This window comes from Arthrobacter saudimassiliensis, assembly GCF_059090665.1.
The window spans coordinates 758,974-777,983 of the sequence record NZ_JBNHFX010000003.1; the positions used below are offsets into that span (position 1 = coordinate 758,974).

The 19,010-nt window shown below is 72.6% G+C and carries 18 protein-coding genes and 1 rRNA gene; 8 read left to right on the top strand and 11 right to left on the bottom strand.

Going from position 1 to position 19,010, the window contains the following annotated elements; genetic code table 11:
* Window positions 1-112: 112 nt before the first annotated feature.
* The 4 genes from AC5RV6_RS14650 to AC5RV6_RS14665 are packed head-to-tail and all read right to left on the bottom strand — an operon-like array spanning window position 113 to window position 5,176.
* The gene (locus AC5RV6_RS14650; RefSeq protein ID WP_494008054.1) at window positions 113-1,444 is read right to left on the bottom strand and encodes a formimidoylglutamate deiminase; all 1,332 of its coding nucleotides are present in this window, start codon (window positions 1,442-1,444) and stop codon (window positions 113-115) included.
* On the bottom strand, window positions 1,441-2,712 hold the full coding sequence (locus AC5RV6_RS14655) for an allantoate amidohydrolase (RefSeq protein ID WP_494008055.1): 1,272 nt from the start codon (window positions 2,710-2,712) through the stop codon (window positions 1,441-1,443). Before AC5RV6_RS14655 ends, AC5RV6_RS14650 begins: the two co-directional genes overlap by 4 nt.
* On the bottom strand, window positions 2,709-4,415 hold the full coding sequence (gene hutU / locus AC5RV6_RS14660; protein WP_494008056.1) for a urocanate hydratase: 1,707 nt from the start codon (window positions 4,413-4,415) through the stop codon (window positions 2,709-2,711). The genes AC5RV6_RS14655 and hutU overlap by 4 nt, the downstream gene beginning before the upstream one ends.
* Window positions 4,416-4,459: 44 nt before the next feature.
* The gene (locus AC5RV6_RS14665) at window positions 4,460-5,176 is read right to left on the bottom strand and encodes an IclR family transcriptional regulator (RefSeq protein ID WP_494008057.1); all 717 of its coding nucleotides are present in this window, start codon (window positions 5,174-5,176) and stop codon (window positions 4,460-4,462) included.
* Between the two features lie 105 nt (window positions 5,177-5,281).
* On the opposite strand from AC5RV6_RS14665, the gene hutH reads away from it, so the two are divergent.
* The gene (gene hutH / locus AC5RV6_RS14670) at window positions 5,282-6,916 is read left to right on the top strand and encodes a histidine ammonia-lyase (protein WP_494008058.1); all 1,635 of its coding nucleotides are present in this window, start codon (window positions 5,282-5,284) and stop codon (window positions 6,914-6,916) included.
* On the opposite strand, the gene AC5RV6_RS14675 is transcribed toward hutH, so the two are convergent.
* Both AC5RV6_RS14675 and tpx read right to left on the bottom strand, forming a co-directional pair.
* On the bottom strand, window positions 6,913-7,557 hold the full coding sequence (locus tag AC5RV6_RS14675; RefSeq protein ID WP_494008059.1) for a GyrI-like domain-containing protein: 645 nt from the start codon (window positions 7,555-7,557) through the stop codon (window positions 6,913-6,915). The two genes, hutH and AC5RV6_RS14675, sit on opposite strands and share 4 nt — an antisense overlap.
* Window positions 7,558-7,692: 135 nt before the next feature.
* Entirely contained in the window at window positions 7,693-8,190 is a 498-nt protein-coding gene (tpx, locus tag AC5RV6_RS14680) for a thiol peroxidase (protein WP_494008060.1), read from the bottom strand.
* Between the two features lie 205 nt (window positions 8,191-8,395).
* Here tpx and AC5RV6_RS14685 point away from each other — a divergent pair, with 205 nt between their 5' ends.
* The 3 genes from AC5RV6_RS14685 to AC5RV6_RS14695 are packed head-to-tail and all read left to right on the top strand — an operon-like array spanning window position 8,396 to window position 9,886.
* Window positions 8,396-8,938: an SRPBCC domain-containing protein gene (locus tag AC5RV6_RS14685; RefSeq protein WP_494008061.1), complete on the top strand. Its 543-nt coding sequence runs from the start codon at window positions 8,396-8,398 to the stop codon at window positions 8,936-8,938.
* Entirely contained in the window at window positions 8,935-9,426 is a 492-nt protein-coding gene (locus AC5RV6_RS14690) for an SRPBCC domain-containing protein (protein ID WP_494008062.1), read from the top strand. Before AC5RV6_RS14685 ends, AC5RV6_RS14690 begins: the two co-directional genes overlap by 4 nt.
* Window positions 9,427-9,472: 46 nt before the next feature.
* Entirely contained in the window at window positions 9,473-9,886 is a 414-nt protein-coding gene (locus AC5RV6_RS14695) for a VOC family protein (protein ID WP_494008063.1), read from the top strand.
* 29 nt (window positions 9,887-9,915) lie between these two features.
* On the opposite strand, the gene AC5RV6_RS14700 is transcribed toward AC5RV6_RS14695, so the two are convergent.
* The 4 genes from AC5RV6_RS14700 to AC5RV6_RS14715 all read right to left on the bottom strand — a co-directional run bounded on the left by AC5RV6_RS14700 (window position 9,916) and on the right by AC5RV6_RS14715 (window position 13,884).
* The gene (locus tag AC5RV6_RS14700; protein ID WP_494008064.1) at window positions 9,916-10,791 is read right to left on the bottom strand and encodes a DUF4190 domain-containing protein; all 876 of its coding nucleotides are present in this window, start codon (window positions 10,789-10,791) and stop codon (window positions 9,916-9,918) included.
* 16 nt (window positions 10,792-10,807) lie between these two features.
* Window positions 10,808-12,049 (bottom strand): MFS transporter, encoded by a 1,242-nt coding sequence (locus AC5RV6_RS14705; protein WP_494008065.1) that lies wholly within the window; start codon window positions 12,047-12,049, stop codon window positions 10,808-10,810.
* A 181-nt stretch (window positions 12,050-12,230) separates the two neighbouring features.
* Window positions 12,231-12,539, bottom strand: coding sequence for a hypothetical protein (locus AC5RV6_RS14710; protein ID WP_494008066.1), 309 nt, complete (start codon window positions 12,537-12,539; stop codon window positions 12,231-12,233).
* A 127-nt stretch (window positions 12,540-12,666) separates the two neighbouring features.
* On the bottom strand, window positions 12,667-13,884 hold the full coding sequence (locus AC5RV6_RS14715) for a hypothetical protein (RefSeq protein WP_494008067.1): 1,218 nt from the start codon (window positions 13,882-13,884) through the stop codon (window positions 12,667-12,669).
* Between the two features lie 56 nt (window positions 13,885-13,940).
* Here AC5RV6_RS14715 and AC5RV6_RS14720 point away from each other — a divergent pair, with 56 nt between their 5' ends.
* The 4 genes from AC5RV6_RS14720 (at window position 13,941) to AC5RV6_RS14735 (ending at window position 18,831) form a co-directional block, all read left to right on the top strand.
* Window positions 13,941-15,569, top strand: a complete 1,629-nt coding sequence (locus tag AC5RV6_RS14720) for an SIR2 family protein (RefSeq protein WP_494008068.1) — start codon at window positions 13,941-13,943, stop codon at window positions 15,567-15,569.
* 10 nt (window positions 15,570-15,579) lie between these two features.
* Window positions 15,580-16,500 (top strand): tRNA glutamyl-Q(34) synthetase GluQRS, encoded by a 921-nt coding sequence (gene gluQRS, locus AC5RV6_RS14725; protein ID WP_494008069.1) that lies wholly within the window; start codon window positions 15,580-15,582, stop codon window positions 16,498-16,500.
* An 80-nt stretch (window positions 16,501-16,580) separates the two neighbouring features.
* The gene (locus AC5RV6_RS14730; RefSeq protein ID WP_494008070.1) at window positions 16,581-18,386 is read left to right on the top strand and encodes a glycoside hydrolase family 15 protein; all 1,806 of its coding nucleotides are present in this window, start codon (window positions 16,581-16,583) and stop codon (window positions 18,384-18,386) included.
* A 79-nt stretch (window positions 18,387-18,465) separates the two neighbouring features.
* Complete coding sequence (locus AC5RV6_RS14735) at window positions 18,466-18,831, top strand: hypothetical protein (RefSeq protein WP_494008071.1); 366 nt, start codon at window positions 18,466-18,468, stop codon at window positions 18,829-18,831.
* A 94-nt stretch (window positions 18,832-18,925) separates the two neighbouring features.
* On the opposite strand, the gene rrf is transcribed toward AC5RV6_RS14735, so the two are convergent.
* Window positions 18,926-19,010, bottom strand: a 5S ribosomal RNA gene (gene rrf / locus AC5RV6_RS14740); the annotation flags it as partial.

Below are 19,010 nucleotides of genomic sequence, written 5' to 3' on the forward strand. Positions count from 1 at the left end.
GGCGCTGAGGGCCCGGGGCCGGTGCCGAGGGGACGGGCGACCGGTCCACCTGCAGACGCGGGGGCGCCCGGGCCGTGTCCGGGAGCGGGAGCCCCGGCGCCGGCAGCCGGGCTCACGGCGCCGCCGCCCGGAACTGCGGCCACTGTGCAAAGAACTCCCGGTATAGCCGTGCCGGGTCCCCGAGCCGGACGTGCCGTCCGTTGCGGGCGATGACCTCCCCGGCCACCTGCACCTCGAGCACATCGGCTGCCGTCGCGGTCATCGGCAACTGCCCGGGCGCAGACCCCGCCGTCCGCGCCGAGCCGGCATCCACAAGGATCCGGTCCGCGGCGGCCGTCGCGGGCAGGCGGAGCGCCCGCCGCCCGCCGTCGGCCGCCGCCGCGGTCAGCTGCGCCGGCGTGAACCGGGCCCGCTGTCCGCTGGCGAGCCGTTCGCCGTGCTCCAGCGCGCGCATCTCCAGGAACGAATCGACGACGGCGTGCTGGTCGCTGCCCAGGCTCAGCACCGCGCCGGCGTCGGCCAGGGCCCGGGCCGGGCCGATCCCGTCGCCGAGGTCCGCCTCGGTGGTCGGGCAGAGCGCGACGTTCGCCCGCGCCCCGCCGAGCAGCGTGATGTCCTGCGGCGTGAGGTGCGTGGCGTGGACGGCGGTGAAGTGCGGGCCGAGCAGGCCGGCGCGGGCGAACAGTTCGGTGGGGGTGCACCCGTAGGCGGCCCGGCACGCCGTGTTCTCGGCCGGCTGTTCGGAGAGGTGCGCGTGCAGCGGCTCGCCCGGGGCCAGGGCGGCGGCGATCGTCGGCAGCGCCGCGGCGGGGACGGCGCGCACCGAATGCACGGCGGCGCCGAGGTGCAGCAGGCCGCGCCCGCCGTGCGGAGAGGCGGCGTCGCGCTCCGCCAGCGCCTCGCGCAGGCTCTGGTGCCGCCGGGCCCAGGCCGCGGCGTCGGCGTCGGCGAACCGGGCCTGTTCCGGGGACAGCGGCAGCGCCCTGCCGTCGGAATCCAGCCCGCCCTGCAGGTAGCAGGCGTCCAGCAGGGTGAGGCGGATGCCGGCGTCGAGGGCCGCGTCGGCGAGCGCCAGGGCCATGGCGTGCTCGCGGGCTCCCGGGGCGTGGTGCAGGTAGTGGAACTCCCCCACTGCGGTGTATCCGGCGGCGGCCAGCTCGGCATACACGGCCGTGGCCAGGTTCCGGTAGGCGGCCGGGTCCAGCCGGTCCGCGTACCGGTACATCTGGGTGCGCCAGGTCCAGAAGGAGTCCGGGCCCGACGCCGGTCCGGGGGCGTGGGTGCGCCCGCGCAGCAGCCGGTGGAAGGCGTGCGAGTGGGCGTTGACCGGCCCGGGCAGCTCCACCGCCGGCGCCTCGGCGGTTCCGCTGTCCTGTCCGGTGTCGGGGTCCGGGCCGGTGTCGCTGCTCGGGTACGGGCCGGGGCCTGCGGACAGCGCTGTCACAGCAGGTCCGCCAGGGCGTCGGCGAGCGCTGCGGCGCCGGTGTCGGCGTCGTCGTCCTCCACGAACTCCTCCGGGGCGTGGCTGATCCCGGTGGGGTTGCGGACAAACAGCATCCCGGCGGGTTTGTGCCGGGCCAGTACCCCGGCGTCGTGCCCCGCCCCGGTGGCCAGCAGCGGCGCGTCCGGAACGGTGCGGCGCAGCGACTCCGTGAGCATGCCGGCAAGCACCGGGTCGAACTGCACGGTTCCGGTGCTGGATTCCTCGGTCAGGGACGCGGTGCAGCCTTCAAACGCGGCGGTCTTCTGGGCCTGGCCGTGGATGCGCTGGACCAGCTCGGCCATGATGTGGTCCTCCGGGTGGCGCACATCCAGCCACAGGTCCACCCGGGAGGCGATCACGTTCGTGCCGCCGGGCACCGGCTCCAGCCGGCCCACGGTGGCGCGGGCGTCGGGCACCTGCCCGGCGGCCTTCCGCACCGCCAGCACCACCTGTGCGGCGGCGACCATCGGATCGGCGCGGTCGTCCATCAGCGTGGTGCCGGCATGGTTGCCCTGCCCGTGCAGGCTCAGCCGCCACCGGCCGTGGCCAAGGATGGAGCTGCCGACGGCGACGGCGGGCCCGGGCCCGCCGTCCTCGGCGAGCGGAGCCAGGTTCCGCCCCTGTTCCACGTGCAGTTCCACAAAGTCGCCGATGCCGGCCAGGGCGTCGGCGTCGCGGCCGGCGCGGGCCGGGTCCAGGCCGGCGGAGCGCAGGGCCTCGGCGAAGGTCGTGCCGTCGGCATCGGTGAGTGCGAGCGCCCGGGCCGGATCCAGGTCTCCGGTCATCAGCCGGGAGCCCAGGCAGGCGACGCCGAACCGGGAGCCCTCCTCTTCGGCCGGAACCAGGATGGCCAGGGCCCGGTTCCGGGTCAGCTTCCCCGCGGCCTCCCGGGCCTGCAGTGCGGACACCGCGGCCAGGGCCGAGGCCACGCCGAGCGGCCCGTCGAACCGGCCGCCGCCGGGCACCGAGTCCAGATGCGAGCCGGTGACCAGCGCGCCCCGGCGGGCCTGCGCCGTCGTCCGCCCGGCATGCGGCGGCAGGTCCCACCAGGCCCAGAGCCCGCCGTTGGCGTCCGGTTCCACGGACAGGCCGCGGGCGGCGGCTTCGGCGGTGAACCACTCCCGGAGGGTCCGCTCCGCCGGTGAGAACACCGGCCGGGTGACCCCGCCGCGGCGTGGATCGCGGCCGACGTCGGCTATGGCCGCCAGCAGCCCGGCCACCGCGCTCACCGGCCTGCCCCGGTCATCGGGATGCGGACTCCGCGCTCGGCGGCGACGTGCCGGGCTCGTTCATAGCCGGCGTCGGCGTGCCGGGCGACGCCCAGCCCGGGATCGTTGGTGAGCAGCGCGGTGAGCTTGGCGGCGGCCAGGTCCGTGCCGTCGGCCACGCCCACCTGCCCCGCGTGGAGGGAGCGGCCGATGCCGACGCCGCCGCCGTGATGAATGGAGACCCAGGTGGCGCCGGAGCTGGCGGCCAGCAGCGCGTTGAGCAGCGGCCAGTCCGCGATCGCATCGGAGCCGTCGCGCATCGCCTCGGTCTCCCGGTACGGGGAGGCCACCGAGCCGGAGTCCAGGTGGTCCCGGCCGATCACGATCGGCGCCGAGACCTTCCCCTCGGCGACCAGGCGGTTGAACAGCTGCCCGGCCAGGTGACGTTCCCCGTAGCCGAGCCAGCAGATCCGCGCCGGCAGGCCCTGGAAGTCCACGTGTTCGGCGGCGGCGTCCAGCCAGCGGTGCAGGTGCGTGTTCTCCGGGAACAGGTCCTTCAGCGCCGCGTCGGTGACGGCGATGTCCTGCGGATCTCCGGACAGGGCCACCCAGCGGAACGGGCCGAGCCCTTCGCAGAACAGCGGGCGGATGTAGGCGGGCACGAACCCGGGAAACTCGAAGGCGCGGGCGTACCCGCCCTTGCGCGCCTCGTCGCGGATGGAGTTGCCGTAGTCGAAGACCTCCGCTCCGGCGTCCTGGAAACCGACCATGGCCTCGACCTGGGCGGCCATCGCAGCCTGCGCCGCCTTGGTGAAGCCCTCCGGATCGGCCGCGGCCTGGGCCTGCCACTGCTCCACCGTGTACTCGGGCGGCAGGTAGGACAGCGGGTCGTGGGCGCTGGTCTGGTCGGTGACGATGTCGATCCGGACCTGCCCGGCCCGGTGCCGGCGCAGCAGCTCGGGGAAGACGACGGCGGCGTTGCCGACGTAGCCCACGGAGAGCGGGCGGCGGGCGTCCCGGGCGGCCTGCAGCCTGGCCAGCGCGGCGTCCAGGTCCGTCTCCACCTCGTCCAGGTAGCGGGAGGCGGCGCGGCGGCGCAGCCGGTCCTCGGCGACGTCGACCACCAGCACGGTACCGCCGTTGAGCGTCACCGCCAGCGGCTGGGCCCCGCCCATGCCGCCGCAGCCGCCGGTCAGCGTCAGGGTGCCGGCCAGACTCGCTTCGTCCCCGGCCAGGCTCCCGGCGAGCTTGCGGGCGACGGCGGCAAAGGTCTCGTAGGTGCCCTGCAGGATGCCCTGGGTGCCGATGTAGATCCAGGACCCGGCGGTCATCTGTCCGTACATGGTCAGCCCCTCGGCCTCCAGCCGCCGGAACTCGGGCCAGCTGGCCCAGTCCCCCACCAGGTTGGAATTGGCGATCAGCACCCGCGGAGCCCAGGCGTTGGTGCGGAACACCGCCACCGGCTTGCCGGACTGCACCAGCAGGGTCTCCTCCGGGTCCAGGTCCTGCAGCGCCGCGACGATCGCGTCGTAGGCCTCCCAGGAGCGGGCGGCCCGGCCGGTGCCGCCGTAGACCACCAGGTCCTCGGGCCGCTCGGCGACCTCGGGGTCCAGGTTGTTCATGAGCATCCGCAGCGGCGCCTCGGTCTGCCAGCTGCGGGCGGTCAGTCCGCTGCCGTGCGGGGCGCGGATGCGGCGGGACGGATCGTGCGTGGTGGTGCTCATCGGTGTCTCCTTTGACGGATGGCGTGGTGCACGGAAGGCCCGGCTTACCGGGCCGGTACGGGCGGCCCGGCCGCGTGCGGGTCCGCCGCAGCGGCGGGCCGGTGCGGCGGCACGGCCAGCACGCCGGCGGCCGCGGCGGCAACGAGGCGGCCCAGCTCTGCGGTGCGCGCCGCGTCGGTGCGGTAGGACGGGGCAACCACGGACAGGGCCGCGACAATGCGGGCGTGGCTGCCGGTGCCCGCGGTGACCGGAGCGGCGACGGCGGTGACGTCCTCCTCCACCGCGCTGTCGGCGACGGCGTAGCCGCCCTCGCCCAGCCGTCCGCCCAGCGCGGCCCCCACGGCCGTGCCGGCCAGGGGAAGGCTGCGCCCCACCCAGGAGGTGTGCCGCACCGAGCGGGTGCCCTCATGCACCGCCAGATAGACCGCCTCCCCGGCCACGGGCCCGGGCACCGCGAGGTAGGCGGACTCCCCGGTCCCGGCGACCAGCCGGGACAGCGCCGGGGCGGCCAGCGGCACCAGCTCCTCGTGCCCAAGCGCCTGGGCCCCCAGCTGGACCAGCCGCAGGCCGGGCCGCCACCCGCCGTCGCCGTCGCGGCGGACGAACCCGGCGCCCTCCAGGGTGCGCAGCAGCCGCAGTGCAGTGGACGCGGACAGGCCGGCGGCGCGGGCGGCGTCGGCCAGGCTGGTCGAGCCCGCGGCGCAGACCGCGCCCAGCACGTCCAGGGCCCGCTCGACGGTGCGGGTGGCGGTTTCCGGCACGGTGTCCCCTTGCAACTCGACGGTTTCGGCGTTTCACTTATTGAAACTCGCGTTTCAACTGCTGGCAAGAGGGCGTCGCTGCTCCCGCCGGCCGAGAGGAGCTTCGTGGACAGCGCCGTGCACGTATCCCCCGCCCGCACCGCGGAACCGGTCCAGGTTGGCCCGCAGCCGCTGGCCCCGGCCGACGTCGTCGCCGTGGCCCGCCACGGCCGTCCGGTGGCCCTGGCCCCGGCGTCCCTGGCCGCGATGGATGCCTCCCGCGCCGCGATCGAGGCGCTGATCGACGACGAGCGGCCGCACTACGGCGTCTCCACCGGGTTCGGGGCCCTGGCCACCCGGCAGATCCCGGCGCCCCAGCGCGAGGCGCTGCAGCGCTCGCTGATCCGCTCCCACGCCGCGTCCTCCGGTGCCGAGGTGGACCGGGAGGTGGTGCGGGCGCTGATGCTCAACCGGCTGCACACCATGGCCACCGGGCACACCGGAGTCCGCCCCGCCGTCGCGCACACCTACGCCGCGCTGCTGAACGCCGGGCTCACCCCGGTGGTGCGCGAATACGGTTCGCTGGGCTGCTCCGGTGACCTGGCGCCGCTGAGCCACTGTGCGCTGGCGGCCATGGGTGAGGGTGAGGTGCGCACCGCCGACGGCGGGCTGCGCCCGGCGGGCAAGGCGCTGGCCGACGCCGGCATCGAGCCGCTGGTGCTGCAGGAAAAGGAGGGCCTGGCCCTGGTCAACGGCACCGACGGCATGCTGGGCATGCTGGTGCTGGCCGCCGCCGACCTGCGCCGGCTTGCCGTCACCGCCGACCTGGCCGCCGCCCTGTCGGTCGAAGGGCTGCTGGGCACCGACGACGTCTTCGCCGAGGACCTGCACGCGCTGCGCCCGCATCCGGGGCAGCAGGCCTCCGCGGCGAACCTGCGCCGGCTGCTGGCCGGGTCCGCCCGGATCCGCAGCCGGGCCGCGCGCGGCGAGCACGCCTTCACGCGGGTGCAGGACGCGTATTCGCTGCGCTGCGCGCCGCAGGTGCACGGCGCGGTGCGGGCCACGCTGGCGCACGCCGAATCGGTGGCGGCGATCGAGCTGGCCAGCGCCATCGACAATCCGGTGGTCACGGCGGACGGGCGGGTGGAGTCCAACGGCAACTTCCACGGCGCCCCCGTGGGCTACGTGCTCGATTTCCTGGCCATCGCGGCCGCGGACCTGGCGTCGATGTCCGAGCGGCGCACCGACCGGTTCCTGGACCGGAACCGCAGCCATGGCCTGCCGCCGTTCCTGGCCGCCGATCCCGGGGTGGACTCCGGGCACATGATCGCCCAGTACACGCAGGCCGGCATCGTCTCGGAGCTCAAGCGGCTGGCCGTGCCCGCCTCGGTGGATTCGATTCCGTCCTCGGCCATGCAGGAGGACCACGTGTCCATGGGCTGGGCTGCCGGGCTGAAGCTGCGCCGCGCCGTGGCCGGCCTGGAGCAGGTGCTGGCCATTGAGATCCTCACCGCGGTGCGGGCGCTGGACCTGCGCGACGCAGGAGCAGCCGGCGGCAGGGCCGGCACCCCGGACGGGACTGCACCGGAGGGGATGTCGTCACCGCCGCTGGCCGCCGCGCGGCGCACGCTGCGGGAGGTGGTGGACGGGCCCGGGCCGGACCGGTATCTCGCACCGGAGATCGCCGCAGCCGTGGAGCTGGTGCGCGGCGGCCGGCTGCTGGCCGCCGTCGAGCGCGTTCTGGGCGGGCCCCTGGATTAGTCCGCGTCGGTGACCGGCTGGCGCAGGATGGTGCGCAGCTTCTCCGGCGCCGTCCGGCGGAAATCGCTCAGGTAGATCTCGTGGTGCCGGCCGCTCGGGGCCAGGCCGTGCTCCGGCAGGTACCCGCCGTGCAGCTCGGCCAGGATGCCGGCCTCGTCATCGAAGGAGCCCACGTGCAGGGTCTGCACGCAGCGGCCCTCCGCGAGCGTTTCCAGCCGCACCCCGCGCAGCCGGGATGCGGCGCCGTCGTCGCCGTCCGCCCCGGCACCGGCTTCGGCCTGTTCCCGGGCACGGTCGAGCATCGCGGCGTCGATCCAGTCCGGGACCATGATCATCAGCGTCCAGCTCCACTGCGACTTGTCCCGGGCAGCGGTGAACGCGTCCATGTCCGCGGCCCACCACAGGCCCTCCAGGGGCATGACGGTGTAGTCCCGGCCGAGGTCGCGTTTGCTGGCGAACTTCAGCTTGTAGGCCAGCGGATACAGTGCCTGGATCGCGTCCCGGAAGGCCGGCGAGGAATTGGGATCACCGTGCCCGTCGGCCATCAGGTACTGCAGGTCCGGCACATCAACCAGCCGGAACTCGTTCCGTTGGGCCCGGTACGCGTCCAGGCTTTTCTTGAAGTCCGTCTTCTCCGTCATGGACCGGGCCTTTCCAGGCGGCGCCGCCGGCCGGGCTGCGGGACCCGCAGCCCGGCCCAACGGCGGCATCGCCGTCCACGGTACCGCCGGTGTCCGGACCGGACCAGACCCGACGGTACCGCCGGGAGCTGCTCTCTAGGCCAGCGCCGCCAGTACGGCGTCGTAGTCCGGTTCGGTGGTGATTTCGGGAACCAGCTGCGTGTAGGTGACGGTGCCCTCGGCGTCGAGCACGACGACGGCGCGGGCGAGCAGGCCGCTGAGCGGCCCGTCCTGCTGGGTCAGTCCGAAGTCCTCACCGAAACCGGAGCGGAACGCGGAGGCCGCGGTCACGTTGGCCAGGCCCTCGGCGCCGCAGAAGCGGGCCAGGGCGAACGGCAGGTCCTTGGACACGCAGATGACGGCGGTGTCCGGCAGATCCGCCGCGAGTTCGTTGAAGCGGCGCGCGCTCTGGGCGCAGACGCCGGTGTCCACGCTGGGGAAGATGTTCAGCACGATGCGCCGGCCGGGGAAGTCGGCCGACCGCACGGGCGCCAGATCGGTGCCGACGAGGTCGAAGGCGGGGGCGGCCTCCCCCACGGCGGGCAGGTTGCCGCTGGTGCTGACGGGGCTGGATTTAAATGCTGTGATTGCCATGCTTCGTGTCTACCATGCCTCGCGCCGCGTTACGGGCACGGCAGAGACGCAGGTCAGGCGGGAACCGTGGGATGGGGCCGGGCTGGACGGCAGGAAAAGTTTCCGGACCGGGGGCCGGGTCGGCCTGATCGGTGCTATCACTGAAAGTGGTTGCGCTCATCAGCCGGCCATACCGGGGGTTCCTGAGCGAGCAAAGGACGTCCTCATGGCCCAACCGCTGCAGCTGACGGTTCCCTCCGATCTGCCGTTCATCGGCTGGTACCGGGAATTCGGTTTCCCGCCCGCCGATGTCTACGCCGCCCACGCCGATCCCGAGCTCCTGGCCCAGTGGATGGGAACGTCCGGCACCAGGACGGAAATCAGCCGGTATGACTTCAGCACCGGCGGCAGCTTCAGTTACTGCCAGCGGGCCGTGGACGGGACGGCCAGCACCTTCACCGGGATCTTCCACACCGTGCGTCCGCAGGAACTGGTCATCCAGACCCTCGACTCCGGAGACCCTGATGCCGCGGTCATCGGTTTCCTGCGCTTCGCCCCGCTGCCCGACGGCGGCACCCTGCTGAGCGGGCATTCCGTCTATTCCACGAAGCAGCTGCGGGACCAGGCCGTGGACGCCGCCCTGGCCGGGCTGCTGGGCGGCGGGCTCGACCGGCTCGATGACCTGCTCGCCAGCGACGCCCCGGGCGCCTGGGGCCTGGCGGACCAGGTCGATGGGTGGGACGCCCCCTCCGCCTGGGGCCGGCTATGAAGAACCTGCTGCATCTGAGCCTGCCTCCCGGCGAACCGTTCGCGGACTTTCACCGCGAGTTCGAGGCCCCCGTGTCCGCCCTCTTCCGGGCGCATGTGGATCCGGACCTGTATGTGCAGTGGATCGGGCCGCACCGGCTGACCAGCCGCCTGGACGGTTTCGACGCCGGCGAGGGCGGCTCCTTCCGCCTGGTGCAGGCAGGCGACGACGGCGCCGAGTTCGCTTTCCGGGGTGTCTTCCACACGATTCGGGAGAACGAGTTCCTTCTCTACTCGTTCGAGTTCGAGGGGTACGACACCGACGAGCCGTCCCTGGAACACACCTATTTCGCTTCCCTGCCCGGCGGCCGGAGCCTGCTGTCGGGACACTCGGTGTATCCGTCCGTAGAATCGCGGGACCAATGGGCCGCCGCCGGGATGGAAGAGGGCATGCGGCAGGGCTACGACCGGCTGGAGTTCCTGCTGGCCGGCCCGCCGGGGCCGGCCTGACCGTCGGCGTCCCGGAGCCCGCCGGACGCGTCAGGAAGGGAAGACCATGGATTGGACGCTGGAGGTCGTGGCCGTGCCGGTCAGCGACGTGGACCGGGCGATTGCCTTCTACGGCGGGCAGCTGGGCTTTGCCCTGGACCATCACACCAATGCGGGTCCGGTGAACTTCGCGCAGCTCACCCCGCCGGGCTCCGGCTGTTCGATTGTCGTGGGCACGCTGCCCGGCGCCGAGCAGATGCCGCCGGGCTCCCTGCACGGGCTGCAGCTGGTGGTGTCCGACGCCGAGCGGGCCCGGGAGCAGCTCGTCGCCAACGGGGTGGATGCCGGGGAGATCATGATCCTCGACGACCGCGACGGCGGCACGATGTTCAACTTCCAGGACCCGGACGGCAACAGCTGGGTGGTGCAGCAGATCCGCGCCCGGGCGGAGCATCCGCTCCTTCCCCGGCCGACTGGCTGACGCCCGGACCGGCCCGCGGGCCGGCGGGGTCAGGACACGGGGCGCGGAGACCGTTCCGCGAGCGCCCAGTACACGGAATGTTCCTCGCCGCTGCCTGCCGGAGCCATGTAGACGGCGATCTCGTCGGCACCGAGCCGGCCGAGGTCGAAAGCGTCGGCCGGGGCCTGCACGCACATCCGGAGATCCACCGACTGATCGGGTGCAAGCCGCCCCGCCCCGTCGAGGGAGCGACCGCCACCGTCGGGGCACGGCGCGGCCGGGTAGCGGGCGCCGTCGGCGCCCCGCAGCCCCAGGACCAGGTCCTGCCCGGGGACGCCGTCGGCGTCGCCGACGTTCCGCACGGTCAGCAGCACCGGGACGCTGCGGCCCGGTGCCGGTGACGACGCCGGGGGCTCCCCGGTGCCGGCCTCCGCGGCGGTGACGGCCACCTGGTAGGTGCCCACCCGGAGGGTGTCGCCCAGGTCGAACACCATGTCGGTGCTGCCGTCCCGCAGCTCGTTGTACTCCTCGACGAACTCCTCATGCGCCTGTTGCACCGACTGCACCGCATTGTCGAACAGGCTGGAGTAGAACGCGTGGGCCAGGCCCGCTCCCACGCTGCCGGCCACCGACAGCACCAGCCCGGCAACCGCCAGGCCTCGTCCGCTCCGGCTCCGGCGGCCCAGGACCAGGGCGGTGACGGCCAGCACGACGCCGGCCGCTCCGACCGGTATGAGGAGGAGGTTGACCAGCGGAACCCAGCACAGCAGCAGGGCAACCAGCCCGACGATGAGGGCGGCCAGGCCCAAGCCGCGGGCCGCACCGCCCGGCCGCTCAGGTCCCCCGGCCGGGGCCGGATAGCCGGGCCTGCCGGAATCGGGGCCCGGGTGGCCGGGCGCGGGCAGGCTCCCGTTCGGATGGATCACTGTTTTCCCTGGCCCGTCAGCCGGCGGCGGGCCCGCCCGCCCGCACGGCCTCCCCGGATTCGGCGGCCGGCTGCTCGGGAACCCGTGCCGGGCGGGGAATCACGGCGACGGCCACGACGCCGAGGACGGCGGCGGCAGCGAACAGATAGAACCCGAACGGATAGGCGATGCCGGCGGTGACCAGGGAACCTGTAGCCCAGGGGCCGACGATGGCGCCCAGCCGGCCGACGCCGGCGACGAAGCCCATGCCCGTGCCCACCAGGCGGCTCGGGTAGAGGTAGCCGACGAAGCCGTAGAGCAGCACCTGCGCGCAGAAGACGAACACGCCGGTCACCAGCACCACGGCGTTGAGGAGCAGGGCGTTCTCCAGCCGGATGCTCAGGAGCGCCAGGAGGACGGCGGCGCAGCCGAACCAGACCATGGTGGTGCCCTTGGGGCCGCGGGCGTCGGCGATGCGCCCGCCCACGAGCAGCCCGATGACGGCGCCCAGGTTCATGATCAGCAGCAGGGTCAGGGCATCGGCCACGTTGTAGCCGGCGCCGCGCATGATCTGGGGCAGCCAGGTATTCAGCCCGTAGACCAGCAGCAGGCCCATGAAGGCGGCGACCCAGAGGCCCAGGGTGACGCGCAGGTAGCTGCCGCGCAGCAGCGTCGAGACGGGCACGCGTTCGCGGCGGACGTCGGCGGAGCGGGCGGCTTCTCCGGTTTCGGGCAGCTTGGCCCACATGACTGCGGCAGCGACCAGCCCGAGGAGGCCTCCCCCGTAGAACAGCCACTGCCAGTTGCTGCCCAGGGCGATCGCCAGCAGCGAGGCGAGGACGGCGCCTACGTGATACCCGGTCATGGTGATGGTGCTGGAGTTGGCCTTGGCGTTGGCCGGGGCGGCTTCCTGCATCGCGGTGATCGCCACCGGCATGCAGGCGCCCATGCCCAGCCCGGCCAGCAGGCGCAGCACGCCCATCATCGCCACGTTGGGCACCAGGGGCAGCAGCAGGGTGAAGACGGAGAACACGATGACGCAGACGATCAGCGGCACCCTGCGGCCGAACCGGTCGGAGATCGGGCCGATCAGGGCGGCTCCCAGGCCGATGCCGACGAGCGAAATGGTGGAGATGTAGGTGGCGCCGGCGGAGGTCATGCCCGCGTAGCCGGTGTCCAGCAGGGTGGGAATCGCGGCACCGAACGCCACGATATCGAAGCCCTCGAAGACCACGGTCAGCCAGCAGAGAATGACAACCCAACGTCGTCGTGAATTCATGGGGGGTGGATCCTTGCATCGGTCCGCAGATGCGGAGAGTTGCTTCAGCTCGGCGTGATTTAGCCGACATTCAGCTTAGCCGAGCGGCTCCGCCGCTCCGATTTCGGGTAGCCGTGCTACGTCCGGGATAACAGGCGCCGCTGCTCCCCGCCTGTGCCTTCCCCGCTGCAGGGGCGCTTGGTCAGTCGGCCCCGAGGTTCCAGTGCAGGATGGTCGCCGCCACCGAGGCGGCCAGCCCTGCCGCCAGCCAGATCCCGGCCGCCACGCGGCTGTGCAGGTGAAGCCAGGACTCCCGCCCGGTGAGCAGGGAGTACAGCCCGGTGCCCAAGGCGATCAGGCCTGCCGATCCCAGCAGGCCGGGAAATCCCGTAGCGACCCCCTGCGCGATGACCAGCAGGATCATGATGATCCCCACCAGGTAGGTGGCCCAGCCGAAGCCCTCGGACGGCTGCCTGCCCCGTGCCGCGTTGTGTCCGCTGGATGCAGTCATGCTGCGTCCTCCGTCGCCTCGCCGTTTCGGCCGGAGGGACTTCCCGGCCCCGGCCACGACGATACCGCCGCCGTGGCCGGGATGCGCTCCCCGGCGGCGGTTTCCGGCCGCCGGAGAGCAAATCGCATCAGGGCAGGCGCCAGTAGACGTCGTCGTTCCCGGACTCGGCGAGGACCATCTGCAGCCCGATCCTGGCCTCCGGCCCGAGGGCCTCCGGCGGCAGCGCGATGCAGACCTCACGTGTGATCTCGGCACCCGGTGCCACGCGGGGCTGATCAAAGCGGCTGGGATCGCGCTGCATCGGGCAGCTGAGCGGGCTGTAGCTGCGCCCGTCGGCTCCCACGAACTCAGACTGCAGGTCCAGCCAGGGCACGCCTGGCTCGGTGCCGTTGTAGGTGCCGGTGAAGGTGAACAGCGCATAGGCATCGCGCGGCTCCGGGGTATCGGGGAAGCGGTCCAGGACTTCCTCGGTGGCGTCCAGGTTCACCTCGGCAAGGGTGACCGTGTAGGTTCCGACCGTGGCGCTCTCGCCGGGAGCGGACGACGGCGCGGCCAGGATCTCTTCGACGCTGGACTCTGCCAGGTCATACGAATAGTCCTCGTACCCGGCGGGCGGCTCTGCCTCCTCACCTGCCGGCCCCGGCGCGTCCTCCACCACCGGCCCCGGGACGCTCTCCACGGAGCTGTAGACGGCGGCCGACAGGGCGAGGTTGATCAGCACCGCCATCACGGCGGCGACGGCGCCCAGGATGATGGCGGTAATGCCAATGGGCTTGCTGCTGGTGCCGGCCCGGCTGCCCTTCACCGCGGCCGCGATGCCCAGCCCGACGCCGACGAGTCCCAGGAGGATCGCCGCTATGTTCACGAACGGAATCCAGCAGCTGAGCAGGGCGAGGCCTCCGGTGACGAGCGCGCCGATGCCCAGTCCCTTGCCCGGCTCCGAAACCGGCCCCGGCATGCCGGCGTACCCGTAGCCCGGGTAGCCGGGATAGCCCGGACCTGTCGGGTAGCCGGGACCTGTCGGGTAGCCGGGATACCCCGGGTAGCCCGGGGAACCCGCACCGGCGGTCCCCGGATATCCTGCGGGCGCGGTGCCCGGGTAGCCCGCGGACGCCGTGCCGGGATACTCCGGATAACCCGCGTCGGCGGAGCCGGGGTACCCTGCCGGCCCGTAGGCGCCCTGCCCATAGGGCGCGCCCGGCGAAGTAGGGTCGCCCTGCACGTAGGGATTTCCCGGCGCGTGCCCCCAGGGCGTCATCGGAGGTTCGTCGGCCGGACCGCCGTCGGCTCCGGACCGGTCGTCGTCCGGTTCCTGCGGTTGCTGCGGCTCCTGCTGTCTGTCCACTGTCCCCCCCTGTTGTTCCAGCTGCTGTCTTTGACCCTACCGGCCATAATGGGTCCATGGCCGGATCGCACGTATTCGTCACGATGGGCAACGTCACCAACATTGCCTGCGACGGATGGCTGCTTCCCAGCGACCGGCATTCCCACGTCCGGCCGCATTGGCTGCGGGACGTGCCGGGCCTGGAAACCGCCCTTCCGGCCCACCACTGCCCGGAGTTCGACGACGGCCGCATCCTGGCCAATCCGCTCACCGGATGGCCGGTGGAGGAGCCGATGCCCATCCCCACGGCCGGTCCCTTCCATGCCACCGAACAGGTCGAGGACTTCCGCCCGGCCCTGCGCAGCTTCATCGCCGCGGGAGCCCGCCACGCGCGCCTCCGCCGCCGGGAGCGGGACAGCAGGGCCGCGGCGTCGGACGCCGGACGCCACGGCTCCGCCGATGCCCCGCGCCTGGCCTCGGCCCGGCCCAACCCGCTGCTCGCCATGCCGCTGTTCGGCACCGGCGGAGGCGGTGCCGGCGCGGTCCGGGGCGATGCCATGCGGCAGCTGCTGGAGCAGGTCCGGGAGTCGGCGGCCGAGCACGGGGTGGATGTGGTCCTGGTGCTCAAGGACGAGAAGGACTTCGCCATGGCGGAGGCCATCCGGCGCCGCACCGCGGGATGGTGGGACGAGCTGGCCGAGGACCTGCAGCGCAAGGCCGTCGAGCTGGCGGACATCGCCCACGCGGGGCAGCTGGTGCCCTTCATGGGCGGCGGAGTAAGCATCAGCGCCGGCGGGCCCAGCTGGAAACAGCTGCTGCGCCGCCTTGCGGTGCGGGCGGGCCTGGAGCCGGAGGCCCGGGACCGGCTTGCGATGAAAAACCCGCTGGACCAGGCCAGCATCCTGCGCCGCATCTTCGAAGACAGCGGGCTCGAGGACTTCAACACCGCCATTGCCCGGGAGCTGGACCTGCCCCGGTACGGGCTGGCGCCGGCCCTGCTCGCCACCCTGCCCACCACCCAGTCCATCACGCTGAACTACGACTCGCTGTTCGAGATGGCGGCAGACGACGCCGGGCTGCCGCGCACGGTGATTCCCGAAGAGGCGACCGCCCGCAGCGCCCGCTGGCTGCTGAAGCTGCACGGCTCGGTGACCCGGCCCGAGTCCATCGTGCTCACCCGGGACGATTACCTCGGCTACAACTCCCGCCGGGACGCGCTCTCGGCCCTGGTCAAGGCCACCTTCATCACCCAGCACCTGCTCTTCGTGGGATTCGGGCTGGCCGACGACCATTTCCATGAGATAGTCCACGCCGTCCAGCAGGCGCTGCCCCGGGATGAACAGTCCCACCCGGAGCTGGCCACCGCCCTCACCCTGTTCGTGGATCCGCTGGACCGCCGCGCATGGCAGAACCGGCTCGAGCTGGTCCCGATGAGCCGCGGTGAGGAGCGTGACGTGCCGGAAGCGGCCCGCACCCTGGAGATTTTCCTGGACATGCTGCTCGCGCACGCCACGGACAGCCATTCCTACCTACTCGCCGACGGCTACTACGAGGCCCTCACCGACGACGAGAAATCGCTGCGGGCCAAGCTGCTGAACCTCGCCGGGAACCTCGGCGACGGGGAATGGGGATCCAGCGGCGGGCGGCTGCTGGCGCAGATGCTGGGCACCTTCGGGCTGCCGGAGGAGTCCGCGCGGCGCTTGTAAGCTGGAAGGCGTGCCAGCCGAGACCCCGATCCCCCGCCACGGTGCCGGCCGCTTCGCCCCCAGCCCCTCCGGCGAGCTGCATGTCGGCAACCTGCGCACCGCCATCCTGGCCTGGCTGTTTGCCCGCAGCAGCGGCCGGAGCTTCCTGGTCCGGGTGGAGGACCTGGACCGGGCCCGTGCCGGAGCCGAAGAGGCGCAGCTGCGGGACCTGGCCGCCGTCGGGCTCACCTGGGACGCGCAGGCCGTCCGCCAGTCCGAGCGCGGCGACGTGTACCGGGAGGCGGTGCACCGGCTGCAGGACGCCGGGCTGGTCTACGAGTGTTTCTGCACCCGCCGCGAGATCGCGGAGGCGCCGCGCGCCCCGCACGCACCGGAGGGCGCCTACCCGGGCACCTGCCGAAACCTCACCGAGGAGCAGCGGGCCCGACGACGGCGCGAGCGCCCGGCGGCGCTCCGGCTGCGGGCCGGGGTCGGCTCGCGCACGGTCCGGGACGTCCTGCACGGGGACTACACGGGCGTCGTCGACGACCTGGTGCTGCTGCGCAATGACGGCGTGCCTGCCTACAACCTGGCCGTAGTGGTGGACGACGCGCTGCAGGGGGTGGACCAGGTGGTCCGCGGCGAGGACCTGCTGCCGTCCACGCCGCGCCAGGCGTACCTGGCGGAGCTGCTCGGCTATCCCCCGGTGGAGTACGCGCATGTGCCGTTGGTGCTCAACCGGGAGGGCCGGCGGCTGGCCAAGCGCGACGGCGCGGTGACCCTGGCCGCGCTGGCGGAGGCCGGCTGGGAGGTGCCCGAGGTGGTGGCGCAGGTCCTCGGTTCCCTTGGCCTGCCCACGGACGGGCTGCCTGAAGCGCTGGCGGCCTTCGACCCCGCCCGCCTGCCGCGGGAACCCTGGATCTTCGAGCCGCCGGCGGCCGGGCGCCCCTGATCCGCTTCCGTCCCGGGAACCGGGCGTTCAACAGCATGCTTACTATGGATGCATCTGCTGCCGATCGTTGAACGGAGACCATGAGCGCCGAGGCCGCCCCGCAGCCGGACCGAACCGACGGATACGTTGATCTGCGCAGCTACGCCGCCCTGGGCGACGGGCGTACCGTCGCCCTGGTGGCGGCGGACGGGTCGGTGGACTGGTATCCGACGCCGGACCTTGATTCGGTGCCTTCCTTCGCCCGCCTGCTGGATGCCGGCCGGGGCGGGTTCTTCTCCCTCCGCCCGGCCGCGGAGTTCCGGGTAAGCCGGCGGTACGTGTCCGGGACCAACGTCCTGGAGACCACCTTCACCACGGATACCGGCTCAGTCCGTGTCACCGATGCGCTCAATACCGGGATTGCCGGCCGGCTGCCCTGGGGCGAACTGGCCCGCCGCGTCGAAGGCGTCGACGGCAGCGTGGAGATGGCGTGGGAGGTCCGCCCGGGCAGCCGTTTCCGCACCGCCTCGCCGTGGGTGGAGGAAACAGCCAACGGCCACGTGCTGCATGTGCAGCAGAACCACTTCGGCGTGCAGACGATGGGAGAGATGACCAGCCGGGTCGATGACCGCGGCGTCTGCGGCGGGTTCACCACCGGGCCCGGCAGCCGGCACCTGGTCGCCCTGGTCTCCACGCACGGCGAACCGCTCCCCCTGCCCGGCCCGGAGATGATCGACGCCGGCATTGACCGCACCATCCGCAACTGGCAGGCCTGGCACGACGAGTTCCGCTACGACGGACGCTGGGCGGACGACGTCGAGCGCAGCGCCCTGGCCCTGAAGCTGCTCATCCACAGTCCCTCGGGAGCGATCGCTGCGGCGGCGACCACGTCGCTTCCGGAGAGCCTGACCGGCGGCAAAAACTGGGACTACCGATACGCCTGGATCCGCGACACGGCCTACATGCTCAACGCTTTGACCCGGTTCGGGCTGCGGGAGGAGGTCCATGCCGCCGTGGCCGGGATGCTCCGCCGGGCACGCGCCCAGGGCACCGACCTGCACATCTTCACGGCACTGGACGGCAGCTCGGCCCCCCTGGCCGAGCTGCAGGACGCTCCGGGCTGGCGGAACATCGGCCCGGTGGTGTGCGGCAACGACGCCGCAGGACAGCTGCAGATGGGCGTCTACGGCGACCTGTTCAACATCGTGCGGCTGTATGTCGACGCCGGACATGAACTGGACATCGAAACCGGACGGATGCTGGCCGACCTCGCCGACCTGGCCTGCGACGTCTGGCAGCGGCCGGACGCGGGCATGTGGGAGCTGCACGAAGAGCAGCATTTCACCACCTCCAAGCTGGGCTGCTGGCATGCCCTGGACTGCGCTGTGCATCTGGCGGAGACCGGTCAGATTCCCGGCAGGGCCGAGCGGTGGGGCGCCGAACGGGACCGCATCCGGCGCTGGGTGGAGCAGAACTGCTGGTCCGAGGACCGGCAGGCGTACGTCTGGTATCCGGGCAGCGACAAGCTCGACGCGTCCATCCTGCTGCACGCCATCAGCGGATTCGACCGGGGCGAACGGATGTCCGCAACCCTGGACGCGCTGCGTGCCGAGCTCGGGCGGGGCCCGCTGCTGTACCGGTACAGCGGGGCCGAGAAGGAGGAAGGCGCCTTCGTTGCCTGCACCTTCTGGATGGTTTCGGCCCTGGCGCACGTGGGCCGGCTGGAGGAAGCTGCCGAGATGATGGACCAGGCAGTTGCCCTGGCCAACGACGTCGGGCTGTTCACCGAGATGATCAGCGAGTCGGATCACGCCTTCCTCGGAAACTTTCCGCAGGGACTATCCCATCTGGCGCTGATCACCGCCGCCCTCACGCTCGACGACCTGACCGCCGACGACGCCCGGTAGCGGCACGGGGCTCCCCTCCCCGGCCGCCGTCCATCCATACTGGGAGGGACTGCTGGCCTCCACCCCTGAGGAGCCGAACATGTCCAACAACCTGCCCAGCCCCGGCGACTGGAACCGGGACGCACAGGACCGGGAACGCCGGGAACGCCCGCCCTGGTACCGCAGTACACGGTTCTGGGTTCCCCTGGTGCTCCTGGTCATCGTGGCCGCGGTGGTGGTCATCGCGCTGATCGCCAACGCCGGCAACGACCAGGAATCCGACGAGATCCTGCCGAGCTCCACCCCCAATGCCACGACCGAACCGAACAATCCCACGCCGGGGAACGGCGGCGCGACGACGGGCGGAGCCGGCCCCGGCAGCGCGTCCCCCACCGACAGCGTGTCCCCCACCGACAGCACATCTCCCACGGGCATGCCGTCCGGGACGGGTGGTGCGGGAGGATGACCGTGCCGGCCTGGCGGCGGGCGGGCTGCTGAGGGTGGGCTTGTTAAATGGGTGAGGGCCCCGCGTCGGTGCGGGGCCCTCCCTGTTAATGGTTGTCCGGCGGTGACCTACTCTCCCACACCCTCCCGGGTGCAGTACCATCGGCGCTGTGGGTCTTAGCTTCCGGGTTCGGAATGGGA